Source organism: Streptomyces sp. cg35, from assembly GCF_050410835.1.
GTDB lineage: Bacteria > Actinomycetota > Actinomycetes > Streptomycetales > Streptomycetaceae > Streptomyces.
In genome coordinates this window covers 3933604-3958625 of record NZ_CP191268.1, presented here as the reverse complement: position 1 = coordinate 3958625, position 25022 = coordinate 3933604, and the positions used below count along the sequence as shown (strand labels likewise).

At 72.6% G+C, this 25022-nt stretch carries 20 protein-coding genes; 7 read left to right on the top strand and 13 right to left on the bottom strand.

Features of this window, described 5'->3' with window-relative positions; translation table 11 throughout:
- The first annotated feature begins 97 nt into the window (after positions 1–97).
- The 3 genes from ACQUQD_RS17955 (at position 98) to ACQUQD_RS17945 (ending at position 2774) form a co-directional block, all read left to right on the top strand.
- Complete coding sequence (locus ACQUQD_RS17955; RefSeq protein WP_428953107.1) at positions 98–877, top strand: helix-turn-helix domain-containing protein; 780 nt, start codon at positions 98–100, stop codon at positions 875–877.
- 98 nt (positions 878–975) lie between these two features.
- Positions 976–1893: a haloalkane dehalogenase gene (locus ACQUQD_RS17950; RefSeq protein ID WP_428953106.1), complete on the top strand. Its 918-nt coding sequence runs from the start codon at positions 976–978 to the stop codon at positions 1891–1893.
- The gene (locus tag ACQUQD_RS17945) at positions 1890–2774 is read left to right on the top strand and encodes an RNA polymerase sigma factor (RefSeq protein WP_428953105.1); all 885 of its coding nucleotides are present in this window, start codon (positions 1890–1892) and stop codon (positions 2772–2774) included. The genes ACQUQD_RS17950 and ACQUQD_RS17945 overlap by 4 nt, the downstream gene beginning before the upstream one ends.
- A gap of 63 nt (positions 2775–2837) precedes the next feature.
- On the opposite strand, the gene ACQUQD_RS17940 is transcribed toward ACQUQD_RS17945, so the two are convergent.
- Positions 2838–3929 (bottom strand): tyrosine-protein phosphatase, encoded by a 1092-nt coding sequence (locus ACQUQD_RS17940; protein WP_428953104.1) that lies wholly within the window; start codon positions 3927–3929, stop codon positions 2838–2840.
- Positions 3930–4172: 243 nt separating this feature from the next.
- Between ACQUQD_RS17940 and ACQUQD_RS17935 the strand changes: the two genes are divergently transcribed.
- On the top strand, positions 4173–5294 hold the full coding sequence (locus ACQUQD_RS17935) for an ADP-ribosylglycohydrolase family protein (protein ID WP_428953103.1): 1122 nt from the start codon (positions 4173–4175) through the stop codon (positions 5292–5294).
- Between the two features lie 66 nt (positions 5295–5360).
- Here the strand turns inward: ACQUQD_RS17935 and ACQUQD_RS17930 are convergent, their stop codons facing one another.
- Both ACQUQD_RS17930 and ACQUQD_RS17925 read right to left on the bottom strand, forming a co-directional pair.
- Complete coding sequence (locus tag ACQUQD_RS17930) at positions 5361–6932, bottom strand: sodium:solute symporter family protein (RefSeq protein ID WP_428953102.1); 1572 nt, start codon at positions 6930–6932, stop codon at positions 5361–5363.
- 347 nt (positions 6933–7279) lie between these two features.
- Entirely contained in the window at positions 7280–8074 is a 795-nt protein-coding gene (locus ACQUQD_RS17925; protein ID WP_428953101.1) for an SDR family oxidoreductase, read from the bottom strand.
- Between the two features lie 80 nt (positions 8075–8154).
- On the opposite strand from ACQUQD_RS17925, the gene ACQUQD_RS17920 reads away from it, so the two are divergent.
- On the top strand, positions 8155–8991 hold the full coding sequence (locus ACQUQD_RS17920; RefSeq protein ID WP_428953100.1) for a hypothetical protein: 837 nt from the start codon (positions 8155–8157) through the stop codon (positions 8989–8991).
- A gap of 136 nt (positions 8992–9127) precedes the next feature.
- On the opposite strand, the gene ACQUQD_RS17915 is transcribed toward ACQUQD_RS17920, so the two are convergent.
- The 3 genes from ACQUQD_RS17915 to ACQUQD_RS17905 all read right to left on the bottom strand — a co-directional run bounded on the left by ACQUQD_RS17915 (position 9128) and on the right by ACQUQD_RS17905 (position 11495).
- Positions 9128–9328: a DUF397 domain-containing protein gene (locus ACQUQD_RS17915; RefSeq protein ID WP_324776946.1), complete on the bottom strand. Its 201-nt coding sequence runs from the start codon at positions 9326–9328 to the stop codon at positions 9128–9130.
- Between the two features lie 271 nt (positions 9329–9599).
- Positions 9600–10457: a helix-turn-helix domain-containing protein gene (locus ACQUQD_RS17910; RefSeq protein ID WP_428953099.1), complete on the bottom strand. Its 858-nt coding sequence runs from the start codon at positions 10455–10457 to the stop codon at positions 9600–9602.
- 300 nt (positions 10458–10757) lie between these two features.
- On the bottom strand, positions 10758–11495 hold the full coding sequence (locus ACQUQD_RS17905; protein WP_428953098.1) for a GOLPH3/VPS74 family protein: 738 nt from the start codon (positions 11493–11495) through the stop codon (positions 10758–10760).
- A 225-nt stretch (positions 11496–11720) separates the two neighbouring features.
- On the opposite strand from ACQUQD_RS17905, the gene ACQUQD_RS17900 reads away from it, so the two are divergent.
- Positions 11721–14429, top strand: a complete 2709-nt coding sequence (locus ACQUQD_RS17900; protein WP_428953097.1) for a D-alanyl-D-alanine carboxypeptidase — start codon at positions 11721–11723, stop codon at positions 14427–14429.
- A 135-nt stretch (positions 14430–14564) separates the two neighbouring features.
- A complete protein-coding gene (locus ACQUQD_RS17895; RefSeq protein WP_428953096.1) occupies positions 14565–16409 on the top strand; it encodes an MFS transporter in 1845 nt (614 codons plus the stop codon).
- Positions 16410–16422: 13 nt separating this feature from the next.
- Here the strand turns inward: ACQUQD_RS17895 and ACQUQD_RS17890 are convergent, their stop codons facing one another.
- The 7 genes from ACQUQD_RS17890 to ACQUQD_RS17860 all read right to left on the bottom strand — a co-directional run bounded on the left by ACQUQD_RS17890 (position 16423) and on the right by ACQUQD_RS17860 (position 24952).
- Positions 16423–17712 (bottom strand): extracellular solute-binding protein, encoded by a 1290-nt coding sequence (locus tag ACQUQD_RS17890; protein ID WP_428953095.1) that lies wholly within the window; start codon positions 17710–17712, stop codon positions 16423–16425.
- On the bottom strand, positions 17709–18872 hold the full coding sequence (locus ACQUQD_RS17885) for a hypothetical protein (RefSeq protein WP_428953094.1): 1164 nt from the start codon (positions 18870–18872) through the stop codon (positions 17709–17711). Before ACQUQD_RS17885 ends, ACQUQD_RS17890 begins: the two co-directional genes overlap by 4 nt.
- On the bottom strand, positions 18869–21139 hold the full coding sequence (locus tag ACQUQD_RS17880) for a tetratricopeptide repeat protein (protein ID WP_428953093.1): 2271 nt from the start codon (positions 21137–21139) through the stop codon (positions 18869–18871). Before ACQUQD_RS17880 ends, ACQUQD_RS17885 begins: the two co-directional genes overlap by 4 nt.
- 319 nt (positions 21140–21458) lie before the next feature.
- Complete coding sequence (gene dgoD, locus ACQUQD_RS17875; protein WP_428953092.1) at positions 21459–22610, bottom strand: galactonate dehydratase; 1152 nt, start codon at positions 22608–22610, stop codon at positions 21459–21461.
- Positions 22611–22672: 62 nt separating this feature from the next.
- The gene (locus ACQUQD_RS17870) at positions 22673–23299 is read right to left on the bottom strand and encodes a bifunctional 4-hydroxy-2-oxoglutarate aldolase/2-dehydro-3-deoxy-phosphogluconate aldolase (protein WP_428953091.1); all 627 of its coding nucleotides are present in this window, start codon (positions 23297–23299) and stop codon (positions 22673–22675) included.
- Positions 23287–24033: an IclR family transcriptional regulator gene (locus tag ACQUQD_RS17865; RefSeq protein ID WP_428953090.1), complete on the bottom strand. Its 747-nt coding sequence runs from the start codon at positions 24031–24033 to the stop codon at positions 23287–23289. Before ACQUQD_RS17865 ends, ACQUQD_RS17870 begins: the two co-directional genes overlap by 13 nt.
- Before the next feature lie 4 nt (positions 24034–24037).
- Positions 24038–24952, bottom strand: coding sequence for a sugar kinase (locus tag ACQUQD_RS17860; RefSeq protein WP_428953089.1), 915 nt, complete (start codon positions 24950–24952; stop codon positions 24038–24040).
- Between the last annotated feature and the right edge of the window lie 70 nt (positions 24953–25022).

Sequence of the window (25022 nt, the reverse complement as noted above, 5' to 3'; positions counted from 1 at the left end):
CCCGATGTCTAGGTATCAGCCTAGCGCGCATGCGCGCGCCCATTCCGGCCGTTCGGCCACTCCGTCACCTGGTCTCCGCCAGCGCCGGGAGCGTCACATGGAACAGTTCACGGTCATCGGGCATCACCTGGCCCAGCACGCCGACCTCTCCCTCACCGCGATCGGCCTCGCCACGCACATCCAGTCGCTGCCCGAGGGATCGAAGGTCGGCATCAAGGATCTCGCGGCGAAGTTCCCCGAGGGGGAGGTCCGGGTCGCCGCCGCGTTGCGGGAGTTGGAGGAGCACGGCTACCTGGAGCGGGTCAAGGAGCGGCTGCCGTCCGGGCGGATCATCACGCGGACCACCTCGTACAACAAGCCTCCGCACCTGCGCGGCCAGGACGAGCAGCTGCCGCCGCCCGAGCCCCACCCTGCCGAAGCGCCCCGCGCCGAGCCGCAACCCCGCGCGCCGCGCCCGCAGCGCCGACGCCTGCGCACCCCGCAGCCCGACCCGCAGGACCCCGACCCCGAGCCGCTCCGCACCGCGGCCGCCGACCTCCTCGCGGGCCTGCGCACCCACGACTCCCGCCTCTTCCTCACCGAACAGGACGTACGCCGTCTCGCCCCCGCCGCCGCTGCCTGGCTGGAGCGGGGCATGGCCCCCATCGACGTGCAGCGCGCCCTGGCGGCCGGACTGCCCGCCGAGCCCGTCGTCCGCCCGGCCTCGCTCGTGGCCTTCCGCCTCAAGAACTTCCTGCCACCCGCGCTCCCGCCCGCGCCACACGTCCCCCGCCCGCTGCCGCTCCAGAACTGCGACGGCTGCGACCGGGCGTTCCGGGCGGCAGGGCCCGGGGAGTGCAGGGACTGCTCAGCGGCAGCGATGGTGACAGCCGCGTGAGAAGTTCTCGCGTCCGCTGTCACAGTCGCGCGTCGCGCTGTGTCCAACCCGAGTGAAGGCCCGGAGGAACCGGGCTCGATCCGCCGGAGGGCACGCTCATGTCGATCAGTACTGGCACCCGCACGCACACCACCCCCGTCCTCGACTCGTTCATGACCCACCAGGAGACCGGGCCGGGGAGCGGCTCGGGTGACGGGCCCGCCGTCGTCTTCCTGCACGGCAACCCCACCTCCTCCTACCTGTGGCGGGGCGTCGTCCCGTACGTCGCGGAGCAGGCCCGCGTCCTCGCCCCCGATCTCATCGGCATGGGCGCCTCCGGCAAGCCCGACATCGGCTACCGGTTCGCCGACCACGCCCGCTATCTCGACGCCTGGCTCGACGCGGTCGGGCTCGACGAGGTGGTGTTCGTCGGGCACGACTGGGGCGGCGCCCTCGCCATGGACTTCGCGGCGCGGCACCCCGGCCGGGTGCGGGGGCTCGCCCTCGTCGAGACCTTCCTCAGGCCCTTGACGTGGGTCGAACTGCCGCCGCTCGGGCAGGAGTTGTTCCGCGGGTTCCGTACGCCCGGCAAGGGTGAGGAGATGGTCCTGCGGGACAACATGTTCATCGAGTTCAACCTCCCGCACGGCATCGCCCACCTGTCGCCCGAGGACCACGACGTGTACCGCGCGCCGTATCCGACCGAGGCATCCCGCAAGCCGCTCCTCGTGTGGCCCCGCGAGATCCCCTTCGACGGCGAACCCGCCGATGTGCACGCGCGCGTGGTGGCGTACGGGCAGTGGCTGTCGTCCCCGGAGTCGGCCGCCGTGCCGAAGCTGGTCATGCATGTCGACGACGGTCTGGGCATGGGTTCGGCGGGGGTCGTGGCCTGGGCCCGGGAGACCTTCACCAGCGTCGAGACGGCGAACATCGGCGCCGCCGGGCACCACGCCCCCGAGGACCAGCCGGACGCGATCGGCACCGCCGTCTCCGACTGGCTGCGCCGGCACGCCGACGTGCTCACAATGTCCGTATGAGCGACGACCCCGCGCGCAGCACGGTGACCGACCCGGAACTCCTCGCCGAGGAGCGGGAGTTGGTGGAGCGCGCCGTCGGCGGTGACAAGGCCGCGCTGGAGGACGTCGTGCGCCGCGTCCAGGACCCCCTCTACCGGCTGGCCCTGCGGATGACGTGGCGGCCCGCCGACGCCGAGGACGCGGCCCAGGAGATCCTGATCCGCGTCGTGACCGGGCTCGCCACCTGGCGGGCCGAGGCGCGCCTGCTCACCTGGGCGTACCGCGTCGGCGTCAACCACCTGCTGAACCTGCGGCGCCGCACCCCGCAGGAGGCGGCGGGGCTGAGCCTGGACGCGTTCGGCGAGGACCTGGTCGCCGGGCTCGCGGCGAGCGACTACGTGGGCCCCGACGCCGAGCTGCTCGCGCGTGAGGTGCGGCTGACCTGCACCCAGGCCATGCTCCAGTGCCTGGAGCGCGGCGAACGCGTCGCCTTCGTCCTCGCCGAGGTCTTCGGCCTCGCGTCGGCCGACGCCGCCTGGATCCTGGACGTCTCACCCGCCGCGTACCGCAAGCGACTTGAACGCGCCCGCACGCGCCTGCGCTCCTTCATGGACGCCACGTGCGGGCTCGTCGACCCGGCCGCGCCGTGCCGCTGCGCGCGCCGGGTGACGCCCGCGGTGGCGGCGGGCCGCGTCGACCCGCGCCGCCCCGCCCTCGCGACCCACCCGGTCAGCCCGGGCGGCCGCGACCTGGCCCGGGCCTCGGCGCAGATGGGCCGGCTGCACGACGCGGCGACGGTGCTCCGCTCCCACCCGGACTACGCGGCGCCCCGGGCCCGGACGGAGGCGGTGCTGAGCCTGCTGGATTCCGGGCGGTTCCCTCTGCTCTCGGACGGCCGGTAGGCGGGACGGCGCCCGTCCGGCCGTCACGGGGCTCCGCTCCTCGAGCGCCGGAGGAGCGTGGTCTCATCCGACCAGCAACTTTTCACGCAGCTGTCGAAGCTGACGTGCGTCGAGCCCGAGCGCCCGCTTCTCGTACGCGCGGAACGAGCCGAACTTCTCCTCGACCTCGTCGAAGCCGGAGTTCAGGTACTCGGCGCGCACGTCGAGCATCGGCTTGTAGACCTTCGCCTGCTCCGGCGGCATCGCGGCGAGCGCCGCCGCGTTGGCCTCGGCCCGGTAGTCGTTCGAGGCGAGGTAGTCGGCCGTCACCGTCTCGCGGGGTACTCCGAGGGCGGTGAGGAGCGCGGCGCCCGCCCAGCCGGTGCGGTCCTTGCCCGCGGTGCAGTGGAACAGGTCGCCGCCGCCGTCCACGATGCCCGCCATGACGGTGCGGTAGGCCGCCTTGGCGGTGCCGGAGCTGACCATGGACTTCTCGCCCTGGACCATCATCTCGGCGGCCGCTGCCTCGGAGGCCGGCAGCTGGAAGACCGGGCTGTCGTCACCGAGGACGTTCGCGACGACGTACGAGGTGCCGGCGGGGACGCGGTCGGGCGCGGAGCTGCGCTCGCCGGTGGTGCGCAGGTCGTAGTCCGTGCCGATGCCGAGCCGCTTCAGCGTGGCGAGGTCGGCGGCGGTCAGCTTGTCGAGGGCGTCCGAGCGGTAGACCTCGCCCATCTTCACCCAGTGGCCGTCGGCGGTCCGGTAGCCGCCCGCGTCACGGAAGTTGACCGCGCCGTCCAGCTTGACGAGCCGGTCCGCGAGGTGGAGGCCGCGGCCGTGGTCGGGCACCAGGTCGAACCACTGGCGGTCGACGTCCGCCGGCAGACCGGTGACGGTGACCCGGCCGGTCGAGCCGCCGCGCGCCACGGTACGGCCGCCCGCCTCGACGGCGACGTGCCGCACACCCGGCGCCGTCCAGGTGATCTCGTACGTTCCCGGGGTCGCCGCCGCGGTCACGGTGGCCTGCGTGAACGGAATGCGGGCGGGGGCGTGCCCGGCGGAGCGGTGCCCGGCGTGCGCGGAGGCGGCGGGGGCGGCGAGGCCGACGAGGAGCGCGGCGGCCGACAGGGCGCAGAGCGAGGGAGCGGTGGCCCTGACACGAGTCATGTGCGTCATGGGGCGGATGTTTCGGGCCCCCGGGGAGCGGGACGCGACGGGGCGGTGAACAGCGGGCGAACCCGGGCGGAGCACCCGGGTGCGCGGGGCGCGTACGCCTTCGCGAATTGGGCAAATCCAGTCCGAAGCGACCTCAAGGGCGTCTCTTCGCATACCCGTTGAGGTCGCATGAGTCGCGCAAGCGAACGTTCCCGGTCGTGCTCGGTCGATTACAGTGCTGCCAGTCGGAGGGGAGGGGATCCCATGGGCGCACCGGTCGCCGCCGCGGCGGTCTGGGGCCGCGCCGAGCAGCAGGACTTCCGCAGCCGGGTGCGCGGCACGCTGCTCGGCAGCGCGCTGGGCGACACCCTCGGCGCCCCGCTCAGCGACCTCACGCTCGACGGGATCAGGGAGGCGCAGGGCCCCGACGGCCCGGCCCGGCTCCTGCCCGCGTACGGCCGTACCGGAGCGGTGACGGCGGCGACGCAGCTCGCGCTGTTCACCGTCGACGGCCTCATCCGCGCCCAGGTGCGCCGCGACACCGGAGCCTGGCACCCGCCGACCGATGTGCACCGGGCCTATCTGCGGTGGGCCGCGACCCAGCGCGACTGGGGGCCCGACGAGCGCCGCAAGGAGGACGGCTGGCTGGCCCGCGAGGAGTGGCTGTACTCCCGGCGCGGCGCGTCCCAGGCCTGTCTGCTCGGACTCGGCAACGACGTCATGGGCACCCTCGACAAACCCAAGAACCCGGACGCGGCGGGCCCGGAGGCGGTGACGCGCTCCGCGCCGTTCGGGCTCCTCGTCGGCTGGGAGCCGCAGCTCGTGCTCCAGCTGGCCGTCGAGTGCGCCGTCCAGACCCATGGCGCGCCCGAGGCCTATCTGGCCGCGGGCGCGTACGCCGTCATCGTGCACGCGCTGGCGCGCGGGGAGTCGCTGGACGCGGCCGTGCAGCGCACCCTGGTGCTGCTCGCGGCGCGGCCCGGGCACCCGCCGGTCGTGGGCGCGCTCAAGCACGCGGTCGGCGCCGTGCGCCAGGGCATGCCGAGCGCGGCGCGGGTCGGTGAACTGGTCGGCGACGGCGACGCCGTGGGCGCCCTCGCGGCCGCCGTGTACTGCACCCTGGTCGGTGAGGACATCCGGCACGGGCTGGGCCTCGCCGTCCAGCACGACGGCCCCTCGGCCCAGGTCGGCGCGTTGTGCGGCGGCCTGCTCGGCGCGCTGCACGGCGAGACGGCGCTGCCGCCCGCGTGGGTGGCCGAGCTGGAGGGCCGGGCCACGATCCTGGAGCTCGCGGACGACTTCGCCATGGAGATGACCCAGGGCGCGGCGCTGCACGGGCCGGGGGCCGCGTCGCCGGGCTGGCTGGCCAGATACCCGCGGGCCTGAACCACAGGGCAGCACGAGGGCCCGCGACCGGTCTCCCGGCCGCGGGCCCTCGTCGCGCACGGCCCGCTACAGCCGCTGCACGTCGTCCTGCGCGCCCGCAGGCGCCGGCACCGCGGCCGCGCCCGCCGTACCGGGACCGTCGTCGTCGGTGTTGATGCGCTCGATGATCGCGTCCCGCTCGGGGGTGTCCTCCGGCTTGACGAAGCCGATGACGATGTAGAGGACGAGCGAGACGGCCAGCGGGATCGACACCTGGTACTGGAGCGGGACGCCGCCCTCGACGTTCCAGTTGATCGGGTAGTTGACCAGCCAGAAGGCGACCAGGCCCAGCGCCCAGCTGGTGAGCGCCGCGGTCGGTCCCGACCTGCGGAACGGGCGGAGCAGACCCAGCATCATCGGGATCGCGATCGGGCCCATCAGACCCGCGACCCACTTGATGACGACCGTGATGATGTCCTTGAACGTGGGCGAGTTGACCTGCGTGGCGACCGCCATCGACAGCGCGAGGAAGACCACCGTGGTCAGTCGGGCCGCGATCAGTCCGGTCCGCGGGCCCCACTCCTTGGCCTTCGCCGACACCGCCGGCATCACGTCCCGGGTGAAGACGGCCGCGATCGCGTTGGCGTCGGACGAGCACATCGCCATGGTGTGGGAGAAGAAGCCGACGATGACGAGGCCCAGCAGGCCGTGCGGCAGCAGCTGTTCGGTCATCAGGCCGTAGGAGTCGGAGCCGTCCGGCTTCTGGGCGTCGACCAGCAGCGGCGACATCCACATGGGGAAGAACAGGACGACCGGCCACACCAGCCACAGGACCGCCGAGAGGCGGGCCGAGCGCGTGGCCTCGCGGGCGGAGCCGGTGGCCATGTAGCGCTGGGCCTGGTTGAGCATGCCGCCGTTGTACTCGAAGAGCTTGATGAACAGGAACGCGAGCAGGAACACCGCGCCGTACTCACCGACCAGCGGCTTGTCGTGGCCCTGCAGCTCGGGCTGGTTCCAGGCGTCGAGGAAGCCGATGTTCTTGTCGTTGAGCTTGACCACGACCGCGACGAACATCGAGACACCGGCCAGCAGCTGGATGATGAACTGCCCCAGCTCCGTGAGGGCGTCGGCCCACAGACCGCCGATGGTGCAGTAGACGGCGGTGATGGCACCGGTGATGAGAATGCCCTGGTTCAGCGAGATGCCGGTGAACACCGAGAGCAGTGTGGCGATGGCCGCCCACTTCGCCGCCACGTCCACGATCTTCAGCAGCATGCCGGACCAGGCGAGCGCCTGCTGGGTGCCGAGGTTGTACCGGTTCTTCAGGTACTCCAGCGGTGAGGCGACGTGCAGCCGTGAACGCAGTCGGTTGATGCGCGGCGCGAAGAGCTGCGCGCCGATGGCGATGCCGAGCGCGATCGGGAACGACCACGTGACGAACGACGTGATGCCGTACGTGTACGCGATGCCGGCGTAGCCGGTGAACAGCACCGCGCTGTAGCCCGACATGTGATGCGAGATGCCGGAGAGCCACCAGGGCATCTTTCCGCCGGCCGTGAAGAAGTCGGAGACGTTGTCCACACGCTTGTGGGACCAGATTCCGATCGCGACCATCACACCGAAGTATCCGATGAGCACGGCCCAGTCGAGACTGTTCATGTGCCCCCTCCAGGGGTCCGCCTTGTGAACGTTGCGGCTCTTCGTCAGTACGTCCGTGTCAGCGGGCGCCCCCGTGCGGGAGTGGGGACTTCGGGGATTGAACCGCCTGTCCGGTGGACCGGTCAAGAGTTCCACGGGTCACGGATGTGAACCGAGATCAGCAAGTCGAACGATTTTGCATTTTCGTTACTGGGCGGGGAGTTGTCGTGAACGTGACGTCGGACACACGATGAGCGGGCACTTCGTCAGTAGCCGCACAGACGCGAACGACCGCACGGGATGCGGGTCCCGTGCGGTCGCGTGCAGCAAGGAGGGGTCGTCACTCCCAGCGCATTCTCAGTACGTCGTCAACGCATCAACTCACCGGCGTTCACCAGCAGTTGCTGGCCGGTGATGGCGCGGGCCCGGTCCGACGCGAGGAAGACCGCGGCGTCCGCCACGTCGCCGTCGGTGGCGAGCTCCGGCAGCGCCATCCGCTCGGTGAGCCGTGCCAGCACCTCGTCCTCCGGCACGTTCTCGGTGTGCGCCGTGAACTGGACGTAGGCCTGTACCGGCGGCCCCCACATCCAGCCCGGCAGCACCGTGTTGACCCTGATCCGGTCCGGCCCGAGCTCCCGCGCCATCGAGTACATCGCACTCGTCAGCGCCCCCTTCGAGGCCGCGTACGCCGCCTGCCACACCTGGGACGGCGCGGCCACCGCCGACTGCGTCCCGATGATGACGACCGAGCCGCCGCGCACCTTCAGGGCGGGCAGGCAGGCCCGGGTCATCCGCAGCGTGCCGAGCAGATTGACGTCGATGACCTGGCTCCAGGTGTCGAAGTCGGCGTCCTCGAGACCTCCGAAGTAGCTGTCCCAGGCGGCGACATGGACCACCGCGTCCACCCCGCCGAACCGCTCGCGCGCCAGCGCCGCCAGGGCCTCGCACTGCGCCTCGTCGCCGATGTCGGTCGGCAGGTACGCGGTCCGGGTCCCCTCCGGGTCCAGCTCGGCCGCGGACTTGGCGAGATTGGCCTCCGTGCGCGCCCCGAGCACCGCGTTGCCGCCGTCGCGCACCACGGCCGCCGCCACCTGACGGCCGAGCCCGGCGCCGACCCCCGAGACGATCACGGTCTTTCCGGCGAGCAGCTCACCGTTCCCCATTGGGTGCCTCCCGGCTCTGGCCATCTTTCTGACGGGGCGTCAGAGTATGGGCGTCGGGCGGAGGACGGAAGGGGCTGGGAATGGACACCCACAGCGAGACGTACGCGGAACTGGCGGCCGTCGGCCCGTACGGGGTACGGCCGGGGCACGCCCTGATCACCATGGTCGAACCGCACCCGGGGCACGAGTACGCGTACAACCGCTGGTACGAGGACGACCACTACTACGCCGGCGCGATGGCCATGCCCTGGATGTACGCGGGGCGGCGCTGGGTCGCCACCCGCGACCTGCAGCTCCTGCGCTACCCGGAGAAGTCGGCGGTGGCCGAACCGGTCACGGCGGGCTGCTACCTCTCCACGTACTGGGTCACCGAGGGCCGCTACGACGACCACATGAAGTGGACCGTCGGCATCAACAAGCGGCTGAACCGCGACGGGCGGGTGTACCAGGACCGGACCCACGTCTTCACGGCCTTCCAGGACCACGAGGCGACGGTGTACCGGGACGGCGCCGCCGGGCCGCGCGACTTCCACGCGCTCGACCACCCGTACGCCGGTCTGGTGGTGGAGGTCATCGACGTCGAACCGGCCGAACAGCGCAGCGAGCTGCTGGAGTGGCTGCGCTCGCGTCACCTGCCGAGGGCGCTCGCCGGCTCACCGGCCGCGATGGTCACGATCTTCCGGCCGACGCCGCTGCCCGGCGACAGGATGACGTACGTGAAACAGGTGGAGGGCGTCGACACCCGGCTCACGCTGCTGTGGTTCCTGGAGGAGGATCCGCGCGCGTGCTGGCAGGAGCATTTCGCGGGGCTCGGGGAACAGGTGGCGGGTGCGGGGCTCGGGGCGCGGGTGGAACTCATGGCGCCGTTCGTCCCGACGGTGCCGGGGACCGACCGCTTCGTGGATCAATTGCGCTGAGAAAAATGCCGAGCCCCCTCGGCCGGGACGGCGGGCCAGTCGAGAGGGCTCCCACGTGGTGCTGGTCGTGCTAGTCGTGCTGGTGATGCTGAATGATGCCTGATGGTGCATATGTGATTGTTGTGCCGTTCTTCGTTCAGAACGAACCCGTGCTCACCTCGTGCACGAACGCATTCCAGGTCTCGGGGCCGAAGCCGATCGACGGTCCCTGTGTCACCTTCGAGTCGCGCACGGCGATCGCGTGCAGCTCGGGGGACTTGACCTCTACGCATGCGCCGTTCCCCGTGGAATACGAGGACTTGATCCAGGATTCCGTAGCGCCCTGCTGAATTGCCATGTCTGCTCCGGTCTAGCCAGTGGTCGTATGCATCCCCGCCCCGGGGTCCAGAGCGGTTCTCGCCAACGATGTTGTCCTGATGGCGTGATCGACGCTACTCGCCAACTCGACTGCGTGAAGCGGGCATTCACCCAACCGGATGGCATATTCCATAGGGGTCTTCCATTCCCCCGAGGCGAAGGTGTACCGTGCGGCGCCTTTGCCTCGGAGGCAGGAAAATCGGGGGATCCTGAGCGGAATCTGACCTTCCGGAGTTCGTCGGTACGCGCACTCAGCGCGCGTACTCCTTGGCGATCTCCGAGATGAACTGTCGCGATTGCTCCACATTCAGCGCCTGCGCCCTGAGATGCTCGTACATGACGCTGTACTTCTGGACATCATTGGCTTTCTCCAAGTAGAGATCGCTGGTGACGCCCTCGATGTAGACCACGCTGGAATCCGCCGCGTCGGGGAACTCCAGGATCGCGTACTGCCCGTTGAGCCCCGGATGCGCCCCCATCTCGAAGGGAATCACCTGCACCGTCACATGCGGCAGCTGGGACTGCTCGACCAGGTGCTCCAGCTGCTCCCGCATGACGTTCCGGCCGCCGACGCCGCGGCGCAGCGCCGCCTCGTCGAGCACCGTCCACAGCCGCAGCGGGTTGTCCGGCGCCTGGATCCGCTCCTGGCGGCGCATCCGCACCTGGACCCGCTTCTCGATGTCCTGCGGGGTCGTCTCCGGCAGCGCGCCGTTGATGAGGGCCTCGGCGTAGCCGCGCGTCTGCAGCAGGCCGGGCACGACCTGCGGATCGTAGACGCGCAGGCTCGCCGCGTCGGTCTCCAGACCGATGTAGACGCTGTACGGGATGTCGCCGAAGGAGTGCCACCAGCCCTGCTGGCGCGAGTCCTTGGCCATCTGCATCAGCGAGTCCACGATCCGGTGGTCCTCGACCTCGTACACCCCGCACAGGTCACGGACGTCGCGCTGGCTGATGCTGCGCCGCCCGTTCTCCAGACGGCTGATCTTCGACTGCGACACCAGCAGGCGCTCGGCGACCTCCTCGGCGGTCATGCCCTTGAGCTCGCGGAGCCGACGCAGCTCCTGGCCCAACCGGCGTCGCCTGACGGTGGGATTGACGTTGGACGCCACGGGACGTGCACCTCCGGCTGCGTGCATTTTCATACGTTGCGTATCTGCTGCTCAGCAGATTGCCACTCAGGGGCTCCTACCGCTGGGAAACAGCGGATAAGTGCGGGACACCCAGCGCAAACGCGACCGCGCGGGGCGATGGCCGGGGTCGTCGTCCGGACGTCCGGTCCATCGCCCCGCGCGGTACAGCGGCTCCCGAACCGGGTCTTGGGGACTGCGGTGCGGCGCTGTTGCGGGTGTTCTACGGGTGCTGCCTGTGCTGCGCGTGGTGCGTGTGGTGCTGCTCCTCGTGCCGGTCGCCTAGTGGGCCACGGCACGAGCCATGGGACCGCGGCGCGGCTGCATCGGAACGCCCCTGGCGGGCTCCGGTGCGGGCCTTCCCGCCGGGGCGGCGGGCGAGCGGCGTGGCTGAGCGGCCACCCCGTTCTGGACGTCCATCACCGCGTGCGCGACGAGACCGCCCATCGGATCGTGCCTGATCAGGTCCCGTAGCCGGGAGCGCGAGGACCGTCCCTCGTTGCCCGGGTACAGGTGCTTGCCGAGACCGACCGCATGGGCCAGCGCGGCGAGCGCCGCGGTCCGTGGGTCCGGCGGGACGCCGGTCCGGATCGCTGAATCCAGCCGGGACCTGATCTCCCGGCTGATCGCCGTGTCCGTCGCCTGGTAGCGAGTCGTCGGCAGTACCCCGCACATCTGGCCGGCCACGGCATGCACCATGCCGCACCGCTCCAGGTGCGAGAGGTAGGTCTGGCGCAGCCCGAGACGCGGCCCGCCAATCCAGTGGACTGCCCGTACGGGAGCGCCGCGCCTTCGCAGCAACTCCAACGCGCAGTCCAGAGTCGGATCTCCGGTCGGCCGTGGTGCCACCACGGCGATACGATCCCCGTCTGGGGCTATCCGTCCGGCCAGCGCCAGCTCTACTAGCTGTGCTCCGGCCAGACCTAGGTCGAGCGACTGCGGCTGCGCTGTGGTACCCGTGGCCGGGTCCAGAGCGAGCAGCAGAAGCTCCTCCGGAATTGTTCTGCGGCTCCTGCCCATCCATGCCTCCCCGCGTGGATGAATGACAGGGTGACCCCTCTCACATTGGTCTGTCGAGAGTGCGTGGGGGCTTTGGACGGGAACCGGTAGGTATGTCGTTCTCGTCTACCACGTGGGTTAAGCCCCCACACAGGACACTGGTACATGGTTCGGACAGGGCCGGAGACAGGGACAGACAGGATCTGCCTGTCCGGCACATAGCGGTTAGCGGTCGAGGAGGCATCGGTGGCGGGGACCCCCGACAGGTCGGAAGAGCAGAAGGCGTCGGGTGTTCCGGCACCGGCGGAGGAGCGGGATCCGCGCCTTGCGGTGGCGCGGGAGACTCCGTCGTCGTCCGGTGTGGACCGGGCTACGGCGGTGTTCTCCGTCCGTGACGTCGCCGAGGCGGGCTCCGGTTCCGCGGCGGCGGACGAGCCCGGTGACGCCCGGCTCAGAGCCGCGGTGGCGGCCTGGGTGTCGGGCGGTCCCGGGGACGCGGACGCGGATGCGGGGCCGGGGCGTGACGGTGCGGATGCGAAGGGTGCGGACGTGGAGGTCGGCGGTGCTGCCGGTGCCGGCGGTTCGGGTGCGGGTGTGAAGTCCGGGGGCGCGGCTGGTGCTGACGCCGGGCCGGGCGAGGACGCCGGTGCCGCCGCTGCCGATGCCGAGGACGCCACGGCCGACGCGGCGAAGTCGGCTGGCGACGCCGAGTCGGGTACGGACGCGGAGGCTGCCGCCGAGCCGCGTACGGATGCCGCGTCGGCCGGGGAGGCCGGTTCTGAGTCGGACGCGGCGCCCACCGACGCCGAGCCGCGCTCGGACGCCGACGCCACCCCTGAGCCCGGCGCGGACGCGGAGGCTGCCACAGAGTCGCGTACGGATGCCGCGTCGGCCGGTGAGGCCGGTTCGGGTGCCAAGGCCGTCGCCGGGTCGGAGGACCCCTCCGACGCCGAGGCCGGTGCGAAGCCGGAGGCGGCCCCTGCCGACGCCGAGCCGGAATCGGACGCCGAGGCCGGTGCGGAGTCGCGTACGGATGCCGTGTCCGACGCTGAGGCCGGTTCGGGCGCCAAGACCGGTGCCGAGTCGCAGGCTGCCCCTTCCGACGCCGAGCCGGACGCGGACGCCACGTCCGACGCCGAGCCGGACGCGGACGCTGAGCCTGGTGCCGGCGAGAAGGCCGCTGCCGAGCCGCGTACGGGCGCCACGTCCGACGCCGAGTCGAAGGCAGCCCCCTCCGACGCCGAGGCGAACGAGGACGCCGAGCCGGGCGCAGGCGCGAAGGCCGACGCCAAGCCGGACACGGACGCCAAGGCCGACCCCAAGCCCGTCGCGGACGCCAAGCCCGGCCCCGGCGCCACGTCCGACGCCAAGCCCGACCCGGACAAGACCCCCGGCGCCAAGTCCGACGCCAAGAAGCCCGGCGCTTCCGGCGCGGGGCCCGTCGATCAGCCCACCGCCGTCTTCAAGGCCGTCGCGCCCCCGGTGGACCAGCCGACGACCATGCTCAAGTCGCCGGCCGGGAAGCCGGAGGGCGAGGCCGAGCGGACCAGCAAGTTCGTGCCGCTGAAGCCGCTCGACGACACCGCGGCGCCCGCGACCGACAAGCCCACCGCGGAGCAGCCCGCGCCGGAGCGGACCACGCAGCAGCCGCTGCCGCCGAAGCCGCCGCTGGATCTGCTGGCCGAGCTGACCAACACCCCGCCGCCGCCGGAGACCCGCGTCCGCACCACCGTGCGCCGGGTCAAGGTCTGGACGCCGCTGGTGCTGCTCCTGGTGATCGTCTTTGCGGTCGTACAGGCCGTGCGCCCGCTGCCGACCCCCACGCTCGAGCTCACCGCGCAGGAGACCGTCTCCTTCGAGGGCGGCAAGCCGAACGTGCCGTGGCCCAGCCAGGGCCAGGCGGCCATGGACGTCAACGGCATCGGCACGTTCGGTACGTACGGCGACCAGAAGCCCGTACCGATCGCCAGCATCGCCAAGGTCATGACGGTCTACCTGATCCTGCGCGACCACCCGCTGAAGACCGGCGAGAAGGGTCCGAAGATCCCGGTCGACGCCGCGGCGCAGAAGCACTACGAGACCGGCAAGGCCGAGAACGAGTCGGTGGTGAAGGTCTCCGAGGGGCAGCAGATCTCCGAGTACGAGGCGCTGCAGGCCGTCATGTTGCCGTCCGCGAACAACGTCGCCAAGCTGCTGGCCCGTTGGGACACCGGCAAGAGCTCCGAGGACGAGTTCGTCGCGAAGATGAACAAGACCGCCAAGGAGCTGGGGATGAGCAACACCCACTACACGGACCCCAGCGGCCTCGACAAGACGACCGTCTCCACCGCCCAGGACCTGGTGAAGCTCGGCCGCGCCGCGATGGAGAACCCGGTCTTCAAGGAGATCTCCCGCCAGCCCAGCTACGTGGACCTCAACGGCGACAAGCAGAACAACTTCTTCGGGCTCGTCCCGACCGTCGCCATCGGCATCAAGACCGGCACCACCACCGCGGCGGGCGGCAACATCCTCTTCGCCGCGGAGAAGACGGTCGACGGCAAGAAGCAGACGATCATCGGCGCGGCCCTCGGCCAGTACGGCAAGCCCGGTGTCGCCAACATCGACGAGGTCACCGGCGTCGTCAGCAAGCTGATCGAGTCGGGGCAGAGCGCGCTCACCGCCAAGACCATCGTGAAGAAGGGCGACGTCGTCGGCCGGGTCGACGACGGACTGGGCGGCACCACCCCGGTCGTCGCCACGAAGGACGTCTCGGCCGTCGGCTGGTCCGGCCTGACCGTCAAGCTGCAGCTGGACGAGCAGAAGGGCAAGACGCCACCGCACGCGGCGAAGGCCGGCACCGTGGTCGGCGTGCTGAGCGTCGGCGACGGCAAGAACGACGCCGTCGAGGTCCCCGTGGCACTCCAGAAGGACCTCACCGAGCCCGGCTTCGGCCAGAAGATCAAGCGCGTCGGATGACGGCCGCGCGGGGGGCCGGTCCGCACCGGCCTCCCGCGGCGCCCGGGCCGGGCGCCCGTGCTAGCGTCGCGAGACCGGGGCAGGACCGGGACGTTCCCTCGGTCGCTTACGAGGTACGTACGGGGAGTGTCAGCAGTGACCACAGCGGAGCCGACGCGCGCCGACGACGCGGAGCCGGGTGCCGGACGCGTGCGAATACGGTTCCCTGCCCGGCCGCCCCGCGGCGAGGAGCCGGCCCCCACCGACACCGGCGGGCGGTCCCGCTGGGCGACCCGCGCCCACCGGCATCCCGTCGTCGTCGCCACCGGTGCCGCCGCACTGCTGCACCTCATCTGGTTCTTCACGTTCGCGAACAGTGGCGGCGACCTCGCGGCGCAGGACGCCTGGGCCGAGTTCGTCGGCCGGCACCCCGACTCCGCGTACAACCTCGCCTGGTACGGCGGCATGCACCCGGTGTCGTACAGCGTGGTGTCGCCGTATCTGATGTCCGTGCTGGGTGTCCGCACGACGATGATGGTCGCGGGCACGCTGTCCGCCGCCCTGCTGACCCTGCTCCTGATCCGCACCCGGGTCGTGGCCAAGCCCCTGTGGCCCGCGCTCGCCGGGGTGTTCGCGCTGCTGTGCAACGCCGCGTCGGGGCGCGTCACCTTCGGGCTCGGCATGATGTTCGGGCTCGCGGCGACCGCGGCCGTGTTCTGCTGGCCGTACCGCTGGCGCTACAAGCGGTGGGCGAAGGCGGCCGTCGCCGCGCCGCTGGCCGGCATCGCGACGGCCTGCTCACCGGTCGCGGGCCTGTTCGTGGGGCTCGTCGCCGTCGCGCTCTTCCTGCAGAAGCGCCGCCCCGGCGCGTACGCGCTCGGCATCGCGCCCGCCGTGGTGGTGGGTCTGTCGGCGTGGCTGTTCCCGTTCTCCGGTACGCAGCCGATGTCCGTGTGGTCGGCGCTGCTGCCGGTCGTGTTCGGCGCCCTGCTGTGCGTCCTGGTCCCCAAGGAGTGGAAGACGGTCCGGATCACCTCCGCCGTCTACACCCTGTCCGTGCTGCTCGTCTGGCTGATCAGCTCGCAGATCGGGTCCAACATCACCCGGCTGCCCATGCTGTTCGCGGGCGTCGCGCTGCTCGCCGCGCTGCCGTTCACCGTGCCGCGTTCGCGCAAGTGGTACGTCGTCGTGGTCGCCTTCGTCGGCCTGAACGCCTGGATCGGTTTCAAGTCGGTCGACGACGTGGTGCGGACGACCCCGGCCGCCTCCTGGGCCCGCGAACTCGCCCCGCTCGTCAATGAACTCCAGGAGGTCGACGCCGTGCGCGGCCGCCTGGAGGTCGTGCCGGCGCGCTCGCACCGCGAGGCCTCCGCGCTCGCCCCGTACGTGAACCTGGCCCGCGGCTGGACCCGGCAGGCCGACATGGAGCTCAACCCCCTCTTCTACGACGACACGCTCAACTCGGCGAACTATCACGAGTGGCTCAAGCGCTGGGCCGTGCACTACGTCGTGCTCCCCAAGGGCGATCCCGACGGGACCGGCGGCGAGCGCGAGCGGGAGCTCCTGCGGCGCGGGCTGCCCTACCTCAAGCAGGTCTGGGGCGACGCCAACTGGCAGTTGTTCGCCGTCACCGACCCGACGCCGATGGCCGGGCCGAACGCGACGGTGGTGGCCGCCGAGCAGGCCCAGCTGACGGTCGAGGTCACCAGACCCGGACGCGTCGTGATCCGTATCCCGTACTCGCCGTGGCTGTCCGTCGTCGACTCCGACGGCAAGAGCCTGCAGGCACCGCAGGAGACCGAGGCGTCGAAGGCGGCGCGGCAGAGCGACGACACGCTGCCCAAGCGGTACGAGAACGTGCACGGGTGTCTGCTGGAGACGGCCGAGGACGAGTCCGGGGACAAGTGGACCGAGCTGGTCGCCCCGCGGGCCGGCACGTACCACCTGGCCGCGCCCTACAAGTGGTCGCGCGGAACGCCCTGCCCGGAGGAGCTGAAGTAGGCCGTCCCGCTCCTCAGCGGCAGATGTCCGTGGGCGCGCGGATGCCCTCCGGGGTGGCCGTTCCCGCGATCCGCGTGCGCACCGTGTCCAGCTGGGCCAGCAGCTTGCGCAGCGTCGCGTCGTCCGGCGAGCGGAAGTACTCCAGGACCGCGCGGTAGAACGCGTCGCGCAGCACCGGCGGCATCACGTCCGACGCGTCGAAGCACAGCGTGTTCCCGTCGTCGACGAGATACGACGCGATCTCCTGAGCCGCCGTGGTGTCGTCCGGCCGCGGATCGGAGCCGTCGGGGAAGAACGGGCGCAGCTGCGGGCGGGCCGCCCGCGACCACTGTTCCCGGCCGTCCTCGTCGGTCAGCCGCTTCACCAGCTCCTGCGCGCCGGGGCTGTCGGTGAGCACGGCGGCCATGTCGCCCGACACCTCGAACGTGTTCCGGTACGCGGCCGACCCCTTCAGGAACCGTCGCGCGGGCTCCACCCGGATGTCGTCGCGCGGCGCGTACACGAACCGCACGAACGACCCCTGGTGCTCGTGCGTGCAGCCGGGCAGGGAACCGCCGAGCAGACCGCGCGGGTCCCCGCCCGGCCGCTCGGGGTCGGGGGTGCCCCAGAACGACATGGTCAGGGAGCGTTCCACCGCGCTCCGTGAGCTCGGGCCGCCCTTCTCGAGCAGCTGCGCCCAGGTGGTGAACGCCCGCTTCACCTCGGGGGAGGTGGCCCAGTCGAGCCGCCCGGTCGCCCACTGCGTGTACGTCGCCGGGCCCGCCTGGTGCAGCAGGATGTCCTCGACCCAGTCGGTGCCGGGCCACCCGGACGTGGCCTGCGCCGCCATGCCCACGCACCACTCGGGATCGCTGCCGGAGGTGCCGGACCTGCTCCACACCAGGCTCTTCAGGTCGACCTTGAGCGGCACCCAGTACGTGCGCCGCCTGCCGTCGATCATGAGGGTGGGCGACCAGGGCGGATAGGCGCGTTCGGCGGTGGACGGGTCGAGGGGCTTGAGCTTGTTCCGGACGGCGTACTCGGTGAGTTCGCCGATGCTGTTGAGGATGGCGACGTCGGGCGGCGCGTCGGCGGCGAGCTGTGCGACGAGCGTCTCGCGCAGCGAGCGGGTGCCCTTGTAGACGTACGTGTACCCGGAGCCGCGGGACAGGTCGTGCAGGACGCTCTCGAACGCGGCGCCCTCCGGCCCGGTCCACGGCCCGAGCACGACGACCGGCGTGCCGTCCCCGGACGAGCAGCCACCGCTGAGCGCGGCGAGCACCGACAGGCAGGCCGCGAGAAGGAGGCGCAGGGCTCGTCTCATGTCCCGCCCCCACCGGTGCCGCCGCGGCCCACCACCAGGTACTCCCGCCGGTACGCGTGCAGCGCCCCGCCCATGACCCCGCCGACCACCAGGCCCGCGGGCGCCACCCAGCCGGCGGCCGCCCCGATGTCCCCGAACCGGCCCTGCCGCACGGTCCGTTCCATCCGGGCCGCCGCCGGGCGGATCGCCGTCGGGCCCGGCACGGCCGACGGATCGTCGTCCATGGCAGCCTCCACCCCCGGTGACGCCTGCTCGGCCAGCACCCTCGCGTACGGCACCGCGTCCTGCTGCGCCCGCCACGCCCGCACCCCGTCGGCCACCAGCCACGGCACGACGAGCAGCGGCAGGGCGGCGGCGAGCAGCGGCACGCTCGCCCGGATCCGCATCCGGCGGCGCAGCAGCAGGAGCGTGCGCCACAGGCCCACCGACAGCAGGGTGAAGGACACCAGCGAGACGGCGCCGGCGGCCAGCACGCCGGGCCCGAGCGCGGCGCGGTCGGCCAGGCGGCGCCGCAGGTCGCGTTCGAGGGCGGCGATCCGGTCGACGACGGTCGTGGCGTCGACGCCCCGCACGGCCCCGCACGGCGGGTAGGGCGCGTGCCGGTCGGCGGCCGGTTCGGTCGCGGCGTCCGAGCACAGCATGCTCTGCGCGTACGCGAGTCCGGCCTTGCGCAGCGACCCGTTGCCGACGTTCGTCCTGGCCCAGGCGATCCACTCCTCGTAGCCGTCGATGAGGCCGGAGACGACGTCCAGCTCCTGGCGCTGGGCCTCGCCGAACGCGCCGCCGCGGGACAGCCGGGCGATGTCCTGGGCGGCGGCGCCGGTGCGGGCGGCGTAGCGGGGGCCGAGGCCGGACAGTTCGACGGCGTGCCCCGCGTCGAGGCCGACCTCGGCCTCCCGCTGGGCGATCTGCAGCGAGATCCGCGCGTCGGCCAGGTCGCCGAGGGCCGGGGCGAGCTGGGTGCGGATGTACGTGGAGTCGTCGCGGACGTCCACGTAGGCCCGGCCGAGCGTGCCGAAGGCGACGACCGCGAGCAGCGGCAGCGCGATCAGCCGGTCGCGCAGGTAGGTGCGGTTGCGGGCGCGGCCGGCGGGCGGCCACAGCAGGCGGTGCGCCACGGACACCCAGCGGGGCGCGGGCCGGCGGGACAGCACCCTCATCCGTCCCGCCTCAGCAGCGGCCGGAGCAGGGCGGGCAGGGGGCGCCGCTCGCGGTGGTGGCGCAGGGCCATCGGGCGGACCAAGTAGGCGCGGTCCAGGAGCTGTTCGGCGATCTCGTCGGCGTGCGGCAGGTCCGCCGAGCGGGCGGCCTGCCGGGCGAGGAAGAGATAGAAGCCGGACAGGTCCCGGCCCAGCGCCCGCTCCTGGGCGGGGAACGCGAGCCGGGCCGCGGCGTCCCGCGCCTCGCCGTCGCGGGCGGCCGTCTCGCGGGCCAGCCGCGCGAGGCCGTCCGCGTCGACGGCGCCGTCCGCGACGAGCCGCTGCGCCGCTTCCCACACCTCGGCCTTCATCCGGACCCGGGCCGGTTCGTCGGTGAGGCCGTGCTCGGTGAAGAGCCGGGCGAGCCGGACCAGGGCGGCGCCCAGGGTGTCGCTGCCGGTGGCGTACCCGACGGCGATCCGGACCGTCGCGGTGCGCGCGGCGGTGCGGTGCCGGGAGTGCTGCGGCACCGCGTCGAGCGCCTCGATCGCGGCCGCGCAGGCGCGCGGCCCGCCGAGCGCGAGCCGGGTCCGCGCGGCGCCGAACGCGGCGCTGCCCAGCGACGGATTGCGCAGCCGCACCGCCTCGTAGAGCGTGAGCGCCTCGTGGTGCCGGCCGAGCCGCTCGGCGCAGTGGCCGAGGGCGAGCTTCGGCGCGTACTCACCGGGGATCGCCCCGTAGACCTGGTCGAAGTGGTCGCGGGCCGAGGCGACGTCGTCGCGGGCGAGCGAGACGAGGCCGTGGTGCCAGTCGACGCGCCAGTCGTGCCGGGACCGCTCCCGGCCGATGGCGTCTGCGGCGGCCCGCAGCTCCTGCTCGGCGAGCGTCAGACCGGCGTCGTCCGGATCGGCGCGCAGCGCGACCCGGAGCCTCAACCGGCAGCGCAGCAGGTGCACTTCGGGAGACTCGCGCCAGTCGGCGGTGTTCTGCAGCAGCGCCGCCGGGTCCGCGTCGGCGAGCCGGCTGAGCTCGGCGTGGTGGTCGTCGTGCGGGTCGGGCCGGGGCACCGGCAGCCGGGCCGCGGCGTCGGCGGCGGCCGGCGGTTCGTGCAGCGGGCCCGGCGGGTCCTCGCCGGGCGGGACGGCCCAGCGGGGCAGCGCGGGCGCGGTGCCCAGGCCGCCGTCGAGGGCGTACGGCGACTGCAGGAACAGCGGCGACGGCTCGAAGGTCTCGTCCCGGGTGCGCAGCGAGCGCAACTCCCGCCACACCCCGCGCAGTTGGGCCTCCATCTCGTGGGCGTCGGCGAACCGGTCGGCGGGTGTGGAGCGGGTGGCGCGGCGCAGCACCCGGGCCAGCGACAGCAGGCCGAGGCCGGCGGGCGCGGTCGTGGTGGTCAGCCGGGCGGCGCGGGCGGCGAGCGTGTCGCCCTCGCGCAGCCGGTCGAGCGCGCCGAGCGGCCCGAGATCGCGGGCGTGCTCGCCGAGCCCGCACAGGGTGCGCAGCGTCTCGCCGAGCCCGAACAGGTCGTCCTGCGGCCGGCTCGCGCCGGCCACCCCGTTCGGCCTGAGCCGCACGTTCGGGGCGCGGAACCCGTACGTCGTCAGGCCCGGCGCGCCCGCGGGCCGGATCGAGCCGACGTCCACGACCTTGATGGCGGCACCGTCGTGCATCACGTTCTGCGGCTTCAGGTCCCCGTAGACCAGGGCCCCGGAGCCGGGCCGGGAGTGCAGATGGTCCAGGGCCGACAGGATGCGCACCCCGTACGCCAGCACGAACTCGTGGAAGCGGGCCCCGCCGAACCGCCCCGGGTCGAACCGCGCGAGCGCCCGCACCTCGTCCAGGTTCAGCCCGTCGACGTAGGGCAGGACGAGGAAGTCGCCCACCGTGTCGTGGCTGCCGTAGTTGAAGACCGGGATGATGCCCTCGTGGTTGAGGTCGGCGAACGCCTGCCGCTCCTCCTCCAACGCGCTCTCGGCGAAGGCGACATGGCCGGGCCGCAGGGTCTTGACGGCGACCTCCCGCTCGTCGACCTTCTCGTCACGGGCGAGATACACGTCGCCCATCCCGCCGAGCCCGAGCCGCCGCACCACCCGGTACTGCCCGGCGAGCAGTTCCCCCGCGGCCAGCCCGGCGCGGGTCTCCTCCGGGTCGGGGCCCACCGGGTCGCGGGGCCGGATCTCCGGCAGCGCCGTGACGTCGGGACCTTCCGCGGGCAGCCCGACATCGGCGTCACGCGGCGCGTCGGGCTGCGGCATGACGATCAGTGGCCCCGAGGAGTCCCCCTCCATGCCGACCCAGGATAGGTGCGGGGGACCGGTATCGGCCCCACTGTGACGTGTGCGGATTCATCCACAACATGGGTACAGCAGGCGGGAGTTGGTAAAGAACGCGCCAAGGGGTGAGGGTGATGGCCGAACCGCCGCGCGGGAGCCGGGGAGGCATTCGGGCGAGCCCGGTGACCACCCCGCTCGTGGACCGGCCGGCGGCGAGCCGGGCCGGTGCCTGGATCTGCGCGGCGCCGTCGCGCTGCTGCGGCTGACGGTGTCCCTGCCCGGCTGACGCGTCAGGGCCTGCCCGGCGGACGGGCCCTGAGCGTCTCGGCGCGGTTCACCACTCCGCGAACGAGCCGTCCGTGTGCCGCCAGACCGGGTTGTGCCAGCGGTGGCCGGTCGCCGCGGCCTTGATCACGGCCTGCTCGTCGACCTCGATGCCGAGGCCGGGCGCGGTGAGGCGGGCCATGTGCCCGTCCGTGGTGTCGAAGTCGAAGACGGACGTGTCGACGAGGTAGTCGCCCAGGTCGGAGCCGACGTTGTAGTGGATGCCGAGGCTGGTCTCCTGGATGAACGCGTTCGGGCTCGCGAAGTCCACCTGGAGGCAGGCGGCGAGCGCGATCGGCCCGAGCGGGCAGTGCGGGGCGAGCCCCACCCCGTGCACCTCGGCCTGCGCCGCGATCCGGCGCACCTCGGAGATGCCGCCCGCGTGCGAGAGGTCGGGCTGGGCGAGCGCGATGCCGGACCGCAGCACCTGGTCGAAGTCCCAGCGGGAGTACAGGCGCTCGCCGGTGGCCACCGGGATGCTCGTCGACGCCGTGAACTCGCCGTACTGGGAGGTCAGTTCGGGAAGCAGCGGCTCCTCGATGAACATCGGGCGCAGCGGCTCCAGGGCGCGGGCGAGCTGCTTGGCGAGAGCCGGTGACGTACGGCCGTGGAAGTCGATCGCGACGTCGCCGTCCGGGCCCATGACCTCCCGGACGGAGGCGACGCGCTCGACGACCGCGTCGATCTCGCGCGCCGTCTCCAGGTGCTTGAGGCGCCCGCCGACGTTCATCTTCACGGCCCGGTAGCCCTGTTCGAGCCGTTCCCGCGCGTGCTCGGCGGCCTCGCTCGGGTCGTCGCCGCCGATCCACGAGTACATCCGCATCCGGTCCCGCACGGCGCCGCCCAGCAGGTCGTGCACCGGGACGCCGTGGAACTTGCCCTTGATGTCCCACAGGGCCTGGTCGATGCCGGACACGGCGGACGACAGGACCGGGCCGCCGCGGTAGAAGCCGCCCTTCGTCATGACCTGCCAGTGGTCCTCGATCCGCAGGGGGTCCTTGCCGACGAGATGGTCCGAGAGCTCGTCGACGGCGGCGGCGACGGTGTGGGCGCGCCCCTCGACGACGGGCTCGCCCCAGCCGGTTATCCCCTCGTCGGTCTCGACCTTGAGGAAGAGCCAGCGGGGGGCGACGAGGTAGGTGGTGAGGGCGGTGATCTTCATAGCGGCTCCTAAGGTGAGCCCCTCCGGCGAGTGAGGAGCGGGGTCCGGGGCAGAGCCCCGGGTCAGTGCGTCAACAGCGCGGCGAGCAAGGAGAGTTGCGCCGGATCCTCCAGCGCCGACCCGACGGCGACGACCCGGGCCCCCGCCGACAGGTACGCGGCGGCGTTCCCCGCATCGATCCCCCCGGTGGCAACGAACGGCACCTCCGGGAACGGCCCCCGCATGGCCCGGAACCAGTCCACCCCGAGCACGCTCGCCGGGAACGCCTTGAGCCAGGTCAGCCCGAGCGCCCGCGCCGCCTGGACGTCGGTGGCCGTGGCCACCCCGGGCAGATGCGGCAGCCCGGCCGCGAGGCTGGCCCGTGCCACACCGGGATCGAACCCCGGGGCCACCGTGAACGCGGCCCCCGCCGACACCGCCCGCTCCAGCCGCTCGGCCGAGGTCACGGTGCCCGCGCCGACCGGCTTGCCGCGCTCGGCCCCGGCGGCCACGACGGCGGCCAGGACCCGCCCGGCCGCCTCGTCCTGCACCGGGACCTCGACGCAGTCGATGCCCAGGTCCCATGCGCGTACGGCCAGTTCGACGGTCCTGTCGGCCGGCATCCCGCGCAGGATCGCCATCACGGGCGCCCCGGCGAACAGCTCGTCGAAGCCGGGGGTCCCGGCGGTTTCGGGGTTCACGGACGCCATCCCAGCTCCTTGGAGATCGTCTCGGCGGTGGCCACCAGGTCGGGCAGCACATCGGACGCGAGGGCGGCGAGGTCCGCCTTCGCCTTGAGGGCGGTCACGGACACGGCGGCGACCACCTCGCCGCCGCTGTCCCGGACGGGGACCGCGAGGCAGTTCACGTAGTCCTCGTACTCGCCGTCGTCGACGGCCCAGCCGCGCGCCCGCGTCTCGTCGAGGGCCTTGCGGTAGGCGACCGCGCCGGTGATCGTCGTGCCGGTGTGCGGCGCGAAGTCGCAGTCGGCGAGGAGTCCGTCCGCGCGCTCGCGCGGCAGGTGCGCGAGGATCGCCTTGGCGACCCCGGCGGTGTGCAGCGTCACCGGGCGGCCGATCTGCGAGTAGAGCCGCACCCCGTCGACCGGGTCGACCTTGTCGACGTACACGATCCGGTCGCCCTCCAGCGCGGCGAGATGCACGGTGTGCCCGCACCGCTCGCCCAGGCCGCGCAGGTGCTGGCCCGCGACGTCCTTCAGCCCGAACTGCTCCAGGGCGAGCTGGGCGAGCCCGGCCAGCCGGTGCCCCACCGCGTACCGCCCGTCGGGCAGCCGGCGCGCGAGTCCGCCCTCGGTGAGCGACTCCAGGATGCGCAGCGCCGTCGAGCGGTGCACGCCCAGATGCTCGCCGACCTCGGTCTGGGTGCGGGGTCTGCGGGCGACGAACTCCAGGATGTCGATGGCCCGCCGTACGGTCTGTGACACGGCGTCAGTTCCCCTCTGTGGCCGCCGCTGTGGCGGGTACGTAGTCCTCGATGCTGCGCAGGGTGCGCCCGGCGAGCCGGTGCCCGAGGGCGAGCCGCTCGCGCGCCGGCGCCCCGTGCAGCAGGGCGCTGAGGTAACCGGCGGCGAAGGCGTCCCCGGCGCCGACGGCCTCGACGACGTCCACGGCGGGCGCCGCCACGAACTCCGGTGCCCCCGAGTCGAACTGGGTGGCGCCGACCGGCCCGTCCTTGACGACCAGCGTGCCGCACGGCGCGAGGTGGTCGCGGATGTCCTCGGCGGTCGGGGCGCCCCACAGGGCCTCGCCCTCGTCGCGGCCCACGAGGACGACATCGGCGCGACGGGCCAGACCGAGGAGCTCCTCGGCGGCCTCCTTCGCCGAACTCCACAGTGCGGGGCGGTAGTTCACGTCGAACGACACCAGGGTGCCGGTGGCGGCGGCCCGCTCCATCAGGGTCCGCACGAGCGCGGCGCACCCCTCGGACAGGGCCGGGGTGATCCCGGTCAGGTGCAGCAGCCGGGCGCCGGACAGGTCGACGCGGCCGGCGTCGGCGGGCGACATCCGGGAAGCCGCGGAACCGCCGCGGTAGTAGTGCACGCGGGTGCCGTCGGGGCCCGGGTCCTTGAAGTAGACGCCGGTCGGCGCGTCGGGATCGGCCCGGACGCCACTCACGTCGACGCCCCGCGAGGCGACGGCCGTCACGATCCGCCGCCCGAACGGGTCGTCCCCGACCCGGCTGACCCAGGCGGCCCGGTGGCCGAGGTCCGCGAGGTACTGGGCGACGGTCGACTCGGCGCCCGCGACGGCGAGCCGCAGCTCACGGCTGTGTTCGAGTCCTGCCCCGTCGGCGGGCGTGACCTGCGCCATCGTCTCGCCGAGGCAGACAGCCGTACCGGTCATCACCGCTCCTTCATAGACATCCCATTGACATCCCGCTGGGGCCGTGAAGAACATTAGCAGCTCTTGCGCA